This is a genomic window from Streptomyces cucumeris (assembly GCF_024295805.1).
In the GTDB taxonomy this organism is placed as follows: Bacteria; Actinomycetota; Actinomycetes; order Streptomycetales; family Streptomycetaceae; genus Streptomyces; species Streptomyces cucumeris.
In genome coordinates, this window is sequence record NZ_JANCLX010000020.1 from 54,816 (window position 1) to 69,806 (window position 14,991).

Here is a 14,991-nt window from a genome sequence, read left to right on the forward strand (position 1 = left end):
CGCCGCCGGCCGCGGCGCACCACCGCGTACGGACGCGGGTCCCGGAGAGGTCCGGGACCCGCGTCCATGGCCCGCTAGGACGCCGGGGCCGAGCGGGGTGCGCGCTCCGCCGCGTCCTGCGTCCCCGTGGCCCGCTCCCCGCCGGGTGCACCCGGCTCGATCCGCGCCAGATCGCGGTCCCGGGTCTCCGCGGCCACGCCCACCGCCACCAGCGTGACCAGCGCGGCCGCGATGACGTACAGGGCGATCGGGGTGGCACTGTCGTAGTCGGCCAGCAGCGCGGTGGCGATCAGCGGGGCCGGGGCACCGGCCGCGACCGATGAGAACTGCGCCCCGATCGACGCCCCCGAGTAGCGCATCCGGGTCGCGAACATCTCGGAGAAGAAGGCCGCCTGGGGCGCGTACATCGCGCCGTGGAAGACCAGCCCGACGGTCACCGCGAGCAGCAGCGCCCCGAAGTCCCGGGTGTCGATGAGGAGGAAGAACGGGAACGCCCATGCCCCGACCCCCGCCGCCCCCAGCAGATACACCGGGCGCCGCCCGATCCGGTCCGACAGCGCGCCCCAGGCCGGGATCACCGCGAAGTGCACGGCGGAGGCGATCAGCACGGCGTTGAGCGCGGTCTGTTTGCCCAGGCCCACATGGTCGGAAGTGGCATAGACGAGGACGAACGCGGTGATCACGTAGTAGCTGATGTTCTCGGCCATCCGGGCGCCCATGGCGATCAGCACATCCCGCCAGTGGTGGCGCACCACGTCGACCAGCGGGGTCTTCGCGGCCGCGTCCGGCTGCCGTCCCGCCTCCGCCTTACGGGCCTCGGCCTGGGCCAACGCCGCCCGGAACACCGGCGATTCATCGACAGAGAGACGAATCCACAAGCCGACCAGCACCAGGACACCCGACAGCAGGAACGGCACCCGCCAGCCCCAGGACTCGAACGCGGCGTCCGACAGCAGCGCGGTCAGCGCCGAGAGCACACCGGTGGCCAGCAACTGCCCGGCGGGCGCGCCGGTCTGCGGCCAGGACGCCCAGAACCCGCGCCGCCGCGCGTCTCCGTGCTCCGACACCAGCAGCACCGCACCGCCCCACTCCCCGCCGAGCGCGAACCCCTGCACCAGACGCAGCGCGGTCAGCAGGACCGGCGCGGCCGAGCCGACCGTGGTGTGGGTCGGCAGCAGTCCGATGGCAAAGGTGGCGCCCCCCATCAGCAGCAGACTGAGGACCAGCAGCTTCTTCCGCCCCAGCCGGTCCCCGTAGTGCCCGAACACCAGGGCGCCCACCGGCCGGGCGGCGAAGCCGACCGCGTAGGTCAGGAACGACAGCAGGGTGCCGACGAGCGGATCGGAGTCGGGGAAGAAGAGCTTGTTGAAGACGAGCGCGGCGGCCGATCCGTAGAGGAAGAAGTCGTACCACTCGATGGTGGTGCCGATCAGGCTGGCGGCGACGATACGCCTCAGACGGGCGGGGGCTGGCGGGGCGGGCGCGGCCATGGACACCACTTCCGTAACGGTGGGCGGGGACGTTGATGTGTCGCCACACCGTAGGAAGGCGCAGGTCAGGGGCGTATGTGGCGGGACACCACAGTTCCGGGCCCCGGTGTGCGCCCGGCGGCCATGACCGGGGCCCGTCGGCGGTCGTCCCGTGCGTCTAGTGTTCGCCGCGCCCCTGGCGGGCGCGGCGGGGTCTGCCCAGGTGGCCGACGGCGATCCCGAACTGCTCCGGGGTGAGCGCCGGGGCCGGGAGCGGAGCCGCCGCCTCGGGACGCAGCCCGTCGAGGAGCATGGCCAGATAACGGCGCCAGGCCGTGGGCGCCGCGGCCGCGGCGCCGGGAATCGTACGGCCCAGCATGACCGTGAGGAAGAGGAAGTCCTCGGCGGTGATGTCGTCCCGGACCGCTCCCTCCTTCTGGGCGCGCCGGAGCAGGATGTCGATGGTCTTGCGGTGTTCCGTGCGGAGGCTGTCGAGTGAGGGGACGCCCTGGATGGCGGTGGTCATCAGGTCGTTGGTGCCCCGGTCGGTGGTGAGCAGGGTGAAGATGCGGTCGAGGTACGCGGTGAGCCCGCCCCAGGCGTCCACGCTCTGCCGCGCCTCCAGAGAGGCCCGCAGGATGTCCTTGAGGGAATCGCCGAAGACGGCTTCGATGAGTTCGGCTCGTCCGGCGAACCGGCGGTAGAGGGTGGCGCTGCCGACTCCGGCGCGCCGGGCTATGTCGTCGAGCGGTGCGTCCACGCCCTGGTCGGCGTAGATCTCCCGGGCCGCTGCGATCAGCATCTCGCGGTTGCGTTGCGCATCCCTGCGCAACGGAGTCGCCTTGTTCACACGGTCGCCCATGAGCGGAAACCCTAACACTAAGCGGGGAATTCTCTCCGGTTCATGTTTGAATTCGCGAGAATGGGGAATGCCCCCCATTTCCCGTGGTCGGAGAGGGATCGGGAAGGAAGCCGGGCCACGGCGGGGTGCCGCCGCGGCCCGTGATGTGGTGTCAGCCGACCGTCATCGCGGCTCCGGGACCATCGCGAGAGGGCCGGGGGTGAGGCTCATCTGCGGCCGGGGGCGGACCCGGGCGCCGGGTACGGGCCGCAGCCGCCAGCGGCCGGCCACGGTGGCCAGCGCGAGGATGGCCTCCGTCATACCGAAGACATCACCGAGGCACTTCCGGCTCCCGGCGCCGAAGGGCAGATAGGAGCCGCGCGTCACCTCCCCGGCCCGTTCCGGCAGCCAGCGGTCCGGGTCGAAGGTCTCGGGCCGGGGGAACGTCCTGGCGTCGCGGTGCAGTACATAGGGGCTGATCAGCACGTCGGACCCGGGCGGCAGCCACCGCCCGGCCAGCTCCGTGCCCTCGGTGGTGGTGCGGGTGATGATCCAGGCGGGCGGGAACAGCCGGAGCGCCTCGGTGAACACCCGCTGGGTGTGGACCAGCCGGGGCACATCGGCGAAGGCCGGGGTCCGTCCGCCCACCACCGCGTCCACCTCGGCGTGCAGTGCGGCCTCGGCCGCCGGATCGCGGCCCAGCAGGAACCAGGTCCAGGTCAGCGCGGCGGCCGTGGTCTCGATCCCGGCCAGCAGCAGGGTCAGCACCTGGTCGTGGATCTCCCGCTCCGACAGCCGCTCGCCGGTCTCCTCGTCCCGGGCGGCGAACAGTGCGGAGAGCAGGTCGCCGCGGTCGCCGCCGGTGGCCCGGTAGTCGGCGATCAGACGGTCGATCCGCCGGTGGAGCCGGGTCAGGGCGGTCGCGAAGGCGCGGTTGGCCGCGAGCGGCAGCCGGGCGACGAGCCCGGTGGGGTCGATCGCCCGGTGGTACGCGCCTTGGACCACGGTCCGCAGACAGTGCTGGACCTCGGCCACGGCGTGCGGCGGCATATCGGTGGTGAACAGCGCGCGGGCGGTGATCCGGGTGGTGAGCGTCTGCATCTCCCGGCCGATGTCGACCGCCCGTCCCGTGCTCCACGATCCGGCCACCGCCGCGCATTCGTGCCGCGCCACCTCGGCGTACCCCTCGATCCGGGCGGGGTGGAACGCGGGCTGCACCAGCCGCCGCTGCCGCCGGTGGTCCGCGCGCCCGGCGGTGATCAGGCCGTTGCCGAGGATCTGCCGGGCCTTGTCCTTCACCGGGCCGCCGCTGTCGTAGACGCGGCCGTTGAGCAGCACCTGCTGGACCAGCTCCGGGTGGAGCGGGAGGTGGACGCGCCGGGGGCCGAGCCGGAGCTCCAGCAGATCGCCGTGGGCGGGCAGGGAGGCCAGGAACGCCAGCGGCCGGCGGGCCAGTTGCGGGGCGTGGCCGACCAGCGGGAGCCCACCGGGGGCGGTGGCGACCCGCCAGTCGCGGGTGACCGTGTGCTGCGCGGTCCTCATACGGGGGAGTCCTTCCTGTGCGGGCCTCACCGGATGCGCGAGTTGACGTGGTTCACGGCCGTCCGGTAGCGCTCGCTGCCGATGGTCCAGATGAAGTTGCCGTACAGCAGGTCCAACAGGATGTCCCGGCTGACCTCGTCGAACGCCTTGATGCACCGGATGTCCTCGGATATGTCGTCCAGCCGGTCCTGGAAGAACTCCTCGAAGGCGGCCCGGTCGGAGACGTCGCACAGCCGGAAGCAGTTGGTGATCTGCCCCAGGGAGGCTTCGCGGTCGAAGGAGTAGAAGTCGTTGACGATCGCGAGTCCACGGGTGGTCATCCGGGCGGCCAGCCCCGTCTTGGCGTGCTCGGTGAACTCCCGGTGCCGGTAGACCGGATAGGACATCCTCATCCAGAAGTCGACGCCGACGTCGGTCACCCGGAAGCGGAAGTACTGCTCCGGGGAGGTGCCGCACAGCGCCGCCTTGAGCGGGGAGTCGCGGAACATGTGGTCGCTGGTGACGAAGGCGCGGGCGGCCTCGTACGCGAACCAGGCGTCCTCCCCGTCGTAGTAGCGCTGGCATATCCCGCGCAGCCGGGGCAGGAACAGCTCGAAGTCGTGCAGGGCCGGATCCATGTCGTCCCAGACGAATGTGACGCAGTTGAGGACGCAGACGGCCTTGAACGCCTCCATGTCCCGCAGGTGGCGCGTGCTCTGGGAGCAGCACACCACCTCCAGATAGGAGATCCAGCGCTCGTCCGAGACGGCCGCGCCCAGGGGGGCCACGGCGGCGTTGCACGCGGCGATGACCTCGCGCAACTCGTCGGGGGCGAGCCTGCGGGGGACCGGCCGGTGGCCGATGGCTCGTGCGAACAGCTCGGCGAACCGGCGGGTGCACTCCTCGCGGTACGGGAGCAGACTGGGCGTATCGAGCCCCGCGGACGCGGGCCCCAGGAGATCGGCGGTCATGAAGTCCTCACCGTGGCGAGCCGGGCCAGTCGCCGCAGCGCCGCGACCGCGTCCGGGGTGAACGGGGCGGTGTCCAGGGCGTGCAGCGCCTGTTGTCTGCGGTCCTCGATCATCCGCTCCACCGTCTCCCGGGCGCCGGTGGCGTCGAAGATCTCCCGGACGATGGCGGCCTGCTTCTCGTCCAGCAGGGGATCGCCGAGCAACTCGCGGAGCTGGGCGTCCTGGACGCGGTCGGCGGCGCGCAGGGCCAGGGCGGTGAGGGTGGTGTTCTTGCCCGCGCGCAGATCGTCCAGCGGGGACTTGCCGGTCGACTCCGCCGTTCCGTACACCCCGAGCAGATCGTCCCGGAGCTGGAACGCCTCGCCGAGCGGCAGGGCGTAGCGGCTGAGGGCGTCCAGGGCGGCGGGTCCGGCACCCGCGACGGCGGCCCCGATGTGCAGCGGGCGCTCCACGGTGTAGGTGGCGGTCTTGTAGCGGTTGACCGTGAGGGTGGCCTCGACGTCATCGGTGAGCACGCCGGTGGCCTCGAGGTCGAGGAACTGACCGAGCATCACCTCGGTGCGCATCGCGGACAGCGGTGGCAGGACGGCCGCAAGCTGCGCGGGGGTGAGGCCCGCAGTGTGCAGGAGCTCGTCCGACCACAGCAGGGCGAGATCGCCGAGCAGGACCGCGCCGTTGACCCCGGCCCGTTCGATCCGCTCCGGGGTCAGCCGGGCGGCGCCCAGCGCGGCCAGGGTGCGGTGCATCGTCGGACGGCCGCGGCGGACCGGACTGTCGTCCATGACGTCGTCGTGCAGGAGCGCGAAGGCGTGGAACAGCTCCAGACCGGCGGCGACGCGTAACACCGGACCGGGGTCGCCGGTGCCGCCGACGGCTCGCCAGCCGGTGACGCACAGCAGCGGCCGAATGCGTTTTCCGCCTGACAGGAAATCCGCGAGCAGTCCGGAGAGCGAGGGCGGTCCGGGAGGCGCCGGACGACCGGACTTGGTGTCGAGAAAGTCGTCGAGAACGCGTTCCACCGCGGTGCGCACGGCATCGGTGTCCAAGAAGTCGGGGCTGAGCGTGGGTGTGGTCACGAGGCCAGGCTCCTCCACGTCTGCACAGGAAATGGGTTGGGTGAGGCAAGAAAAAGAAGACAGGTATGAACCCGGTAATCCACGAATGGCGGATGCCTGTCGGGCCGGTACCGGACACCGTTACGGACGCGCTGTCACCCGAGGCGTTCCGCTGGACGGCCGACCGACGGCCGGAATGCCGCGTGCAGTTCATGGCCGCAGGTCAGGCGCGTGCTGCAACAGATGGGCCACCGCGGTCTCGACCATGTGGTGCGCGGTGAAGGGGCCCACTGATATGCGCCCATATTTCCCCTTGAGTGCCGCCAAACTGCCCACTCGGACGAGCGCATTCTAGTCACATCTTCGACAGAATCGGAAGGGTGTTCTTCCGGTAGCGGTATGTCGGCGGCCAAAGCGGAGAGAAGTCTCCGGGTATGGGGAGTGTGAAAAGGGACCGGCACACAAAAGTGTGCCGGTCTTTGCCGAGCCTCGGCCCTTTGCTGACGCACGGGTCAATAAGGATCCCGTGGTCTCAGACCTTGCGGTAGTCGTACGCCTCCGAGGCGGCCTGTACGACCGCGTCCACATCCGCCCCCGTGGAGGCGGTGACCACCGCCGCGACCGCGCCCTCGACCAGCGGCGCGTCCACCAGCCGGGCACCGTCGGGCAGTTCGTCGCCCTCGGCCAGCAGCGATTTCACGGTCAGCACCGCGCTGCCCAGATCGACCAGGACCGCGACGCCCGCGCCCTGGTCCACCGCATGGGCCGCCTCGGTGATCAGTTCCGGGCTGGTGCCCAGTCCGCCGTCCGGGTTGCCCCCGGCGGCGCGTATCGGGGCGTCGGAGCCGCCCGCGAGCCCGGCCGCCATCTCCGCTATCGACGCGGCGACCGCCGCGCTGTGCGAGACCAGCACGATGCCGACCCGCTTCTCCTGGGTCTCCCCGCTCATCGGACGGCCTCCGTGAGAGCCGCGACGATCAGCGCCGACGAGGCGGCGCCCGGGTCCTGGTGGCCGATGCTGCGCTCACCGAGATAGCTGGCCCGGCCCTTGCGGGCGAGCATCGGGGTGGTGGCCAGCGCGCCCTGCTCGGCGGCCTCGGCCGCCGCGGTGAACGAACCGCCACCGGCCAGCTCGTCCACCGCGGGGAGCAGCGCGTCCAGCATCGTCTTGTCGCCGGGCGCGGCACCGCCCAGCTGCGCCACCGCGTCCACCCCGGCCCGCAGGGCGTCCGTGAGCTGCTGGGGGGTGATCTCCTCGGCATCACCGAGGGCCTTGCCCGCGCGGCGCAGCAGGGTGCCGTACAGCGGGCCGGAGGCACCGCCGACCTTGGAGATCAGCTGGCGCCCTGCCAGGACGAGGGCGGCCCCGGGGGAACCGGGCCGCTCCTTGTCCAGCGCCTCGGCCACGGCGGCGAAGCCGCGCTGCATATTGGTGCCGTGGTCGGCGTCGCCGATCGCGGAGTCCAGCTCGGTGAGCCGGGCCGCGTCACGGGTCACGGACGCGGCCGCGGCGGTGAGCCAGCGGTGGAAGAAAGGGGTGTCGAGCACGTGTTCGACGGCGGGTTCACTGCTGGACACAGACGCCTCCTCGGTCGATAGCGAACGGCGACAGCGTACGTACGGGGGTCGGCCGGTCCGTCAGCAGCCCCACCGCAGCCCGGCGGTCCGTACGGGCGCGTCCCACAGTCGCAGCAGTTCCTCGTCGACCTGGCAGAGCGTGACCGAGGCCCCCGCCATGTCGAGTGAGGTGACGTAGTTGCCGACGAGCGTACGTGCCACCGCCACCCGGCGCTCGCCGAGCACCCGGTGCACCTCGGCGGCGAAGCCGTACAGCTCGAGCTGCGGAGTTGCGCCCATGCCGTTGACCAGGACCAGGACCGGGTTCTCCGGGGGCAGGTCCTCCAGCACCACATGCACCGCGTAATCGGCGATCTCGCGGGAGGTCATCATGGCCCTGCGCTCACGGCCCGGCTCGCCGTGGATGCCCACGCCCAACTCCAGCTCCCCGGCGGGGAGGTCGAAGGTGGGGCCGCCCTTGGCGGGGGTGGAACAGGCGGTCAGCGCCACCCCGAAGCTGCGGGAGAGCTCGTTCACCCGGCGGGCGATGGCCTCCACCCGCTCCAGCGGCATGCCCTCCTCGGCGGCGGCGCCCGCGATCTTCTCCACGAACAGGGTGGCGCCGGTGCCGCGGCGGCCGGCCGTGTAGAGGCTGTCGGTCACCGCCACGTCATCGTTGACCAGCACCTTGGCCACCTGGACGCCCTCGTCCTCGGCCAGTTCGGCGGCCATGTCGAAGTTGAGGACGTCACCGGTGTAGTTCTTCACGATGAACAGCACGCCCTTGCCGCTGTCCACGGCGGCCGCGGCGCGCACCATCTGGTCGGGCACGGGTGAGGTGAAGACCTCCCCGGGACAGGCGGCGTCGAGCATGCCGCGCCCCACGAAACCGCCGTGCAGCGGTTCGTGTCCGGAACCGCCGCCGGACACCAGGGCCACCTTGCCGGCAACCGGGGCGTCCTTCCGGACGATCACGCGATTCTCGACGTCCACCGTCAGCTCGGGATGGGAGGCGGCCATTCCGCGCAAGGCGTCGGAGACCACGGATTCGGCGACGTTGATGAGCATCTTCATGGGTGTGTCCGTCCTCCGCCGGGTGGGGGCTGTTCACCGCTCAAACAGCCTACGGATCCGGCGCTGACATGGCACCCCTTGGACATGGAGCCGAACGGCCTAATAGGCCGAAAAAGGTACATAGGCATCATATGGTGCGCGCATGGAGAATACTGCCGCATCGGCGACCGCTGTCGCGCGCCCACGCCCGCATCCGCCTGAGCTGCCGCGGCACCGGCGCCGGGTGCCCTGGCTGGGGCTGGTGGCCGCCGGCTACGCCGTGGTCCAGCTCGCCGTGGTCGTCCCGCACACCGGACATGCGCTGGGCTGGGACGAGTCCGTCTACGTCTCCCAGGTGGACCCGCGCAATCCGCCCGCGTTCTTCAGCGCCCCGCGCTCGCGCGGCATCAGCCTGCTGGTCGCCCCCGTCGTGGCCGCGACCTCCTCCATTCCGGCGCTCCGGCTGCTCCTGACGGTGCTTTCCGCGCTCGCCCTCTACGCCTCCTTCCGGGTCTGGACCCGGCTGCTGCCCCGGACCACGGTCGCCCTGGCCGCGCTGCTCTTCTCCGGCCTGTGGATCACGGTGATCAGCGGGCCCGCGGTGATGCCGAACCTGTGGGTCGCACTGGGTGCCGTGGCCGCCGTCGGGTGGTTCCTGCGGATCCCGGCCGACCGCAACGCCCGCTGGTGGCTGGCCGCCGTCCTGGCGGGTGTCACCCTCGTCCGCACCCCCGACGGCGGCTGGCTCGGGCTGCCCCTGCTCATCGGCGCCGTCGCCGTCCGCGCCTGGCGGCCCGCGCTGCCCGCCGTGGTCGGCGGACTGCTGCTCGGCGCGACCCAGTGGATCGGCGAGGCATACGACCGGTTCGGCGGTATCAGTCAGCGGCTGGACGTCTCCAGCGATGTCGAGGGCGGGATGGGGCTGCACTTCGCCGTCAGCGCCGCGCTCCGCAGCCTCAACGGGCCGCAGCTCTGCCGCCCCTGCGAAGTGCCGCTGCGCCACCCGGAGCTGACCGTCTGGTGGCTCGCGCTGCCGCTGCTCACCGCAGCGGCGGTGGTCGCGGCCCTGCGCGACCGCCAGCAGCGGCGCAGCCGGATGCGGGTCGGTCTGGGGCGGCCCGACCCGCGCCGGATCCCGGGTCTGCCGACCACCGTGCTGCCCGTCGTCTGCGCAGCCGCGCTCTCCGTGCCCTATCTGCTGCTCATCGACTACTCCGCGCCGCGCTTCCTGATGCCCTCCTACGCGCTGCTCGCGCTGCCCATCGCCGGGCTGGTGTTCCGCGCGGTGCGCGCGGCGAAGTCACCCCGGCACATGGCCGTCGCGCTCGGGGTCGTCGTCGCCCTCCAGCTCATCAGCCAGTACGCGGTCCTCAGCCATGCCGCGGGCCAGTCCGACACCGTCACCGGGCGGTACCGCACGGCGGCCGACGCACTCGCCCGGCTGGGGCTGCGGCCGCCCTGTCTGGTGATCGGCGACCGCGCGCTGCCTGTCGCGTACCACGCGGGCTGCTCCTCCGCGCAGACCAGCGGCAACAACACGTCCGCCACCCCCGCGGCGCTGCTGCGCCGGTCCGCCCATGAACCCACCGCCGTACTCACCAAGCGCAAGGGCGGACATCCGCCGTCCTACGCCCGCGACTGGGTCGCCTATCCGCTGGCGGGCACGGAGTGGAACGCCCATCTGCCGGTCGAGCAGGCGCGGGAGCTGGAGGCGCGGAGATCCGGGCAGGAGACGTCCGGCAAACCGGGGACCATGGGCGCCATGACGGCCGAACCCACCGTGGGCTGGTCCCGGTTCGCGTCGGAGGAGCCCGGACTCGCGGACGCCGTGCGGGACCGCTTCGGCCAGTACCGCCACCATGTGCTCGCCACCGTGCGCAAGGACGGCTCGCCGCGGCTGACCCCGCTCGACGTCACCTTCGGCGCCGGGGAGCTGTGGCTCGCGCTGACCCCCGCGTCGTACAAGGAGCTGGACCCGCGCCGTGATCCGCGGTTCTCGCTCCAGGCCAACCCCGGCCCGGGGGATGCGATGACCGAGGGTGACGCACGCGTCAGCGGCCGGGTGGTCGAGGTGACCGACCCCGATGTGATCGACCGTTATGTCGAGGCGGTCCGGCCGTCGCGGCCGTTCCATCTGTTCCGCGCCGAGGTGTCCGAGGTGGTGCACACCTCCGTGGAGGAGTCCGGAGCGGTGCTGCGCACCTGGCGTCCGGGGCAGCCGGTGCGGATCGTACACCCGGACGGTGACACCGCCCCGCCGCCGGGGGAAGTGCTGCCTGGTGACACCGCCTCGCCGGGGAGCTCGCCGGGGAGGGAGACTCAGCCGGGCGGTGAGGCCCCGCCGAACGAGACCCCGTCGGATGAGAGCGCGCCGGACGGGACCGCGCCGGAGGGGAGTTCACCGGAGGGGACCCCGCCCGCCGAGGTTCCGCCGGGGAGCGGGTCCGGGGGCCGCACGCCGGTCGAACCCCCGCCCAGCGTCACCGTCGAACCGTCCGTCACAGGCCGGGACTGACCGCCGCCCGTCACCAAGGACTTCACGGACGAGGTGAGATAAATCCAGCGCCAGATGTGAACTGGACCAAGTTGTAACGCGACAAGGTGTTTCCTTCTCATCAACCTTGTTGGTATCCCTGGGGATTGTCGCCTCCACCTCCCCAGGGATGCCCTCGGGGCGCAGTTCGGAAGGATCAACTCCCCTTGTCTGCCACCGATGACGCCGGCCGACGCCTCCGCACCCGCCGCAGACGCCGCGAGCATCTGCTCTTCCTCGCGTTCGCCGCGCCCAACTTCTTCTTCCTGCTGCTCTTCGCGTACTGGCCGGTGCTCTACAACGGCTATCTCAGCCTGACCGACTGGGACATGATCTCCTCGGCCAAGGGCTTCGTGGGCTTCGCCAACTACAGCGATCTGCTCAGCGATCCCGACTTCCGGGCCACCTTGTGGACCACCGTCCTGTTCGTCGTCGGCATCGTCGCCGGAGGCATCGTCCTGGGCCTGGCCACCGCCCTGCTCCTCAATCAACGGCTGTGCGGCCGGGGCGTGGTGCGCACCCTCACCTTCGCGCCGTACGTCCTCTCCGGCGCCGCCGTCGGCACCCTCTGGCTGTTCGTCTTCGACCCCAACTACGGGCTGATACGCCCGCTGCTCGCCCCGCTCGGCCTCACCGCCCCGGCGCTGATGACCGATTCGGACTGGGCGCTGACCGGGCTGATACTGGTCTACCTCTGGAAGAACACCGGATTCGTCGCCGTCGTCTACCTCGCCGGACTCCAGGGACTGCCGCAGGACGTGTACGAGGCCGCCGCGCTGGACGGCGCCGGACCCCTCACCCGGCTGCGCCGGATCACCCTCCCGCTGCTCTCGCCCGTCACCTTCTTCCTCCTGGTGACCTGCACCATCAGCACCTTCCAGGCGTTCGACGTGCTGGCCGTGATGACCGGTGGCGGACCGGGCACCTCCACCACCACCCTGAGCTGGTTCATCTACGACCAGGGCTTCCGCGCCTTCGACGCGGGCCGCGCCGCCGCCGGGGCAATGATCATGTTCGCCGTCCTGCTGCTGATCACCGCAGGACAGGCCCGCTACCTCGAGCGAAAGGTGCACTACCAGTGACCGCCCCCGACACCGCGGCGCGCTCCCGCCGCCCCCGCGGCCGGGCCGGGCGCCTGAGCCTGTACGCGGCGCTCGTCCTGGTCGCGGTGATCGCGGCGGGCCCGCTGTACTGGCTCGCCTCGTCCGCCCTGAAGACCAACCCCCAGATCTACGGCTATCCGCCGCACTGGGTCCCCGGTGAACTGCGCTGGAGCAACTTCACCGACGCCTGGAACGCCGCCCCCTTCGACCGCTTCTTCCTCAACTCCCTGGTGGTGGCCGTGGTCGGCACCGCGATCGAGCTGTGCGGGGCGCTGCTGTGCGCCTACGCCTTCGTCTTCCTGCCCTTCCCCGGCAAGCGGGTCCTCTTCCTCTTCCTGCTGGGCGCGATGATGGTCCCCGGCCATGTCACCCTGCTGCCCAACTTCCTGACCGTCGCCCAACTGGGCTGGATCAACACCTGGGCCGGGCTCATCGCCCCGGGTCTGGGCTCCGTCTTCGGCACCTTCCTGCTGCGCCAGTACATGATGACGCTGCCCAAGGAGGTCATGGACGCCGCGCGGATCGACGGGGCGGGCCATCTGCGCACCCTCCTGCGGGTCGTCCTCCCGATGTCCCGGCCCATGGTGATCACCGTCGGCATCGTCATCATGGTGACCAAGTGGAACGACTTCATCTGGCCGCTCATCGTGACCAGCAGCGCCGATATGCGCACCCTGCCGGTCGGCCTGCTCTTCCTGCGGGACCAGGAGACCTACGCCAACTGGGGCGCCATCCTGGCCGGGACGGTGATGGTGATCCTCCCGGTCCTGGTCGTCTTCTTCATCGCCCAGCGGTACATCATCGCCGGACTGACCCAGGGAGCCGGGAAGTGAGCGACCGTCCGCTGCGCCGCCGGCGCTTCCTCGCCCTCGCCGCCGGGGCGCCCACCGCCGCCGCGGTGCTCAGCGGCTGCGGCTCCACCACCGGAACGGTGAGCCAGCCCGGGGGCGCGGCATCCGGCCGGTACGCCGGCCGCACCCGCGTCGTGCTGTGGTCGACCTTCGCGGACGTCCCCGGCCAGGCCCTGCAAGGGCTGGCCGACGCGTTCAACCGGGCCCAGCGCGACATCTACGTGGACGTCCAGTTCCAGGGCACCTACGACGAATGCGCCCAGAAAGCCGTCGTCGGACTGCTCGGGGGCCAGGCCCCCGATCTGTGCGTGCTCTCCGACGTCAAGTGGTACCGGTTCTACTTCGGCGATGCGCTGGAGCCCTGGGACGGCTATCTGGACCCCACGGAGCTGCGCCGCACCTACAACGCCGGACTGCTGGCCGAGGGGCGGGTCAAGGGCCGCCACTGGTGGCTTCCGCTGGCCCGGTCCACCCCGCTCTTCTACTTCAACCGGACCCTCTTCCGCCGGGCCGGGGTGCCGGACCGGGCGCCCGGGACGTGGGAGGAGCTCCACGACTGGTCGAAGGAGATCACCCGGATCAGGAACCAGGGCAAGCGTGTCGCCCTGGAGGCGTACCAGAAGATCGACGGGGACTGGCAGTTCCAGTGCTCGGCCTGGCAGTGGGGCGGCTCCTACTCGCGCGGTCTGGACGTCACCCTCGACCAGGACGCCGCCGTGGCCGCGGGGGAGTGGCAGCGCGCCCTGGTCCACCGGGAGCGCGTCGCCTACATGTCCACCGATCCGGCCGGGGACATGGGCAACCAGCTGATCGCCACCCTGGTGACCTCCACCGGCGCGCTGAAGAAGATCTCCGAGATGGCGAAGGCGGGTGGCTGGGATCTCGGCACCGGATTCCTGCCCCGGCACAAGGAATTCGGCGTCACCACGGGCGGCGGCGGGCTCGGCATGTTCAAGCGGGTGCCCCACCACCGCAAACAGGCCGCCGCCGAGTTCGTACGGTTCCTGGCGCGGCCGGAGAACGCGGCCGAGTGGACCGTGCGCACCGGCTATCTGCCGGTGGTCCCGGCCGCCACCGAGGCGCCCGCCCTGGCCTCGCTGCTGAAGAAGGACCCCAACTTCTCCACGGCGGTGCGGCAACTGCCGCACACTCGCAAGGGCGACCAGGTGCGGATGATGGTCCCCAACGCCAATGTGCAGATCTACACCGGACTCCAGCGGATCTGGACCGCCGACACCCCGGCGCGCGAGGCGTTCGAAGGTGTCGCGCTGCGGCTGCGCAAGGGTGTGGACCGGCACCGTGAGTCGATCGAGGAGCATCTGTGACACCGTCCCCTTCCCCCCGCCCCCTGGTCTACGGCCACCGGGGGGCCAGGGCCGATGAACCCGAGAACACCCTGCGCTCCTTCCGTCGTGCCCACCGGGCCGGGGCCGAGGGGGTCGAGCTGGACATCCGGCTCTCCCGCGACGGCCATCTCGTGGTCATCCACGACGCCACGGTGGACCGGACCACGGACGGCACCGGTGCGGTCGCCGCGCTGTCGCTGGCTGAACTGCGCGAGCTGGACGCGGGTCTGGGCGAGCGGATCCCCACCCTGGCCGAGGCCCTGGACGCCTTCCCCGGGCTGGTGCAGGTGGAGATCAAGGCGCCCGAGGCGGTGGCGGAGCTGGCCGGACTCCACGGCCGCACCCCGCTGCCCGGCCGAGTGGTGCTCACCTCCTTCCACGCAGAGCCGCTGGAGCGTGCCGCCTCGCTCATGCCCGGGGTGGAGCGCGGGCTGATCAGCCACCATCCGGAGACCGGACTGCTGGAGCGGGCGCTGGAGCTGAAGGCCACCTGGGTCTGCCCCGAACTCGCCCCCGGGCTCACCCCGGAGCTGGTGGCCCGCTTCCACCGCGCCGGACTGCGCGTGGACGCCTGGCCCGCCGCCGATGCCGAGCGGCTGGCGCGCTGTGTGGCGATCGGCGCGGACGCGGTCACCACCGATCACCCGGCCCTGATCGACGGCTGGCTGACAGAGATCTGACGGATCGTCGG

At 71.5% G+C, this 14,991-nt stretch carries 13 protein-coding genes; 5 read left to right on the plus strand and 8 right to left on the minus strand.

What is annotated here, in order from left to right; genetic code table 11:
• Positions 1–74: 74 nt before the first annotated feature.
• The 8 genes from NMK44_RS26355 to dhaK form a co-directional block, all read right to left on the minus strand.
• Complete coding sequence (locus NMK44_RS26355; protein WP_254747566.1) at positions 75–1,496, minus strand: MFS transporter; 1,422 nt, start codon at positions 1,494–1,496, stop codon at positions 75–77.
• A gap of 151 nt (positions 1,497–1,647) precedes the next feature.
• A complete protein-coding gene (locus tag NMK44_RS26360; RefSeq protein ID WP_254747389.1) occupies positions 1,648–2,331 on the minus strand; it encodes a TetR/AcrR family transcriptional regulator in 684 nt (227 codons plus the stop codon).
• A gap of 162 nt (positions 2,332–2,493) precedes the next feature.
• The gene (locus NMK44_RS26365) at positions 2,494–3,852 is read right to left on the minus strand and encodes a cytochrome P450 (protein ID WP_254747400.1); all 1,359 of its coding nucleotides are present in this window, start codon (positions 3,850–3,852) and stop codon (positions 2,494–2,496) included.
• A 26-nt stretch (positions 3,853–3,878) separates the two neighbouring features.
• Positions 3,879–4,802 carry a hypothetical protein gene (locus NMK44_RS26370; RefSeq protein ID WP_254747402.1) on the minus strand — a complete coding sequence of 308 codons (924 nt, stop codon included), beginning with the start codon at positions 4,800–4,802 and terminating at the stop codon, positions 3,879–3,881.
• Entirely contained in the window at positions 4,799–5,878 is a 1,080-nt protein-coding gene (locus tag NMK44_RS26375; RefSeq protein WP_254747404.1) for a polyprenyl synthetase family protein, read from the minus strand. The genes NMK44_RS26370 and NMK44_RS26375 overlap by 4 nt, the downstream gene beginning before the upstream one ends.
• 511 nt (positions 5,879–6,389) lie before the next feature.
• Entirely contained in the window at positions 6,390–6,806 is a 417-nt protein-coding gene (gene dhaM, locus NMK44_RS26380; RefSeq protein WP_254747406.1) for a dihydroxyacetone kinase phosphoryl donor subunit DhaM, read from the minus strand.
• Positions 6,803–7,435: a dihydroxyacetone kinase subunit DhaL gene (gene dhaL, locus NMK44_RS26385; RefSeq protein WP_254747408.1), complete on the minus strand. Its 633-nt coding sequence runs from the start codon at positions 7,433–7,435 to the stop codon at positions 6,803–6,805. The genes dhaM and dhaL overlap by 4 nt, the downstream gene beginning before the upstream one ends.
• A gap of 60 nt (positions 7,436–7,495) precedes the next feature.
• Entirely contained in the window at positions 7,496–8,488 is a 993-nt protein-coding gene (dhaK, locus tag NMK44_RS26390) for a dihydroxyacetone kinase subunit DhaK (protein WP_254747410.1), read from the minus strand.
• Positions 8,489–8,630: 142 nt separating this feature from the next.
• Between dhaK and NMK44_RS26395 the strand changes: the two genes are divergently transcribed.
• From NMK44_RS26395 to NMK44_RS26415, 5 genes are all read left to right on the plus strand, one after another.
• Entirely contained in the window at positions 8,631–10,982 is a 2,352-nt protein-coding gene (locus NMK44_RS26395; protein ID WP_254747412.1) for a pyridoxamine 5'-phosphate oxidase family protein, read from the plus strand.
• A gap of 185 nt (positions 10,983–11,167) precedes the next feature.
• Positions 11,168–12,082 (plus strand): carbohydrate ABC transporter permease, encoded by a 915-nt coding sequence (locus NMK44_RS26400; RefSeq protein ID WP_254747414.1) that lies wholly within the window; start codon positions 11,168–11,170, stop codon positions 12,080–12,082.
• Positions 12,079–12,936 carry a carbohydrate ABC transporter permease gene (locus NMK44_RS26405; protein ID WP_254747416.1) on the plus strand — a complete coding sequence of 286 codons (858 nt, stop codon included), beginning with the start codon at positions 12,079–12,081 and terminating at the stop codon, positions 12,934–12,936. Before NMK44_RS26400 ends, NMK44_RS26405 begins: the two co-directional genes overlap by 4 nt.
• Complete coding sequence (locus NMK44_RS26410) at positions 12,933–14,279, plus strand: ABC transporter substrate-binding protein (protein ID WP_254747418.1); 1,347 nt, start codon at positions 12,933–12,935, stop codon at positions 14,277–14,279. The genes NMK44_RS26405 and NMK44_RS26410 overlap by 4 nt, the downstream gene beginning before the upstream one ends.
• A complete protein-coding gene (locus NMK44_RS26415; RefSeq protein ID WP_254747420.1) occupies positions 14,276–14,980 on the plus strand; it encodes a glycerophosphodiester phosphodiesterase in 705 nt (234 codons plus the stop codon). Before NMK44_RS26410 ends, NMK44_RS26415 begins: the two co-directional genes overlap by 4 nt.
• Positions 14,981–14,991: the final 11 nt, after the last annotated feature.

Coding starts and splice junctions, on each gene's coding strand:
- NMK44_RS26360 (WP_254747389.1), bottom strand. CDS start 2,331: ATGGGCGACCGTGTGAACAAGGCGACTCCGTTGCGCAGGGATGCGCAA.
- NMK44_RS26365 (WP_254747400.1), bottom strand. CDS start 3,852: ATGAGGACCGCGCAGCACACGGTCACCCGCGACTGGCGGGTCGCCACC.
- NMK44_RS26370 (WP_254747402.1), bottom strand. CDS start 4,802: ATGACCGCCGATCTCCTGGGGCCCGCGTCCGCGGGGCTCGATACGCCC.
- dhaM (WP_254747406.1), bottom strand. CDS start 6,806: ATGAGCGGGGAGACCCAGGAGAAGCGGGTCGGCATCGTGCTGGTCTCG.
- dhaK (WP_254747410.1), bottom strand. CDS start 8,488: ATGAAGATGCTCATCAACGTCGCCGAATCCGTGGTCTCCGACGCCTTG.
- NMK44_RS26395 (WP_254747412.1), top strand. CDS start 8,631: ATGGAGAATACTGCCGCATCGGCGACCGCTGTCGCGCGCCCACGCCCG.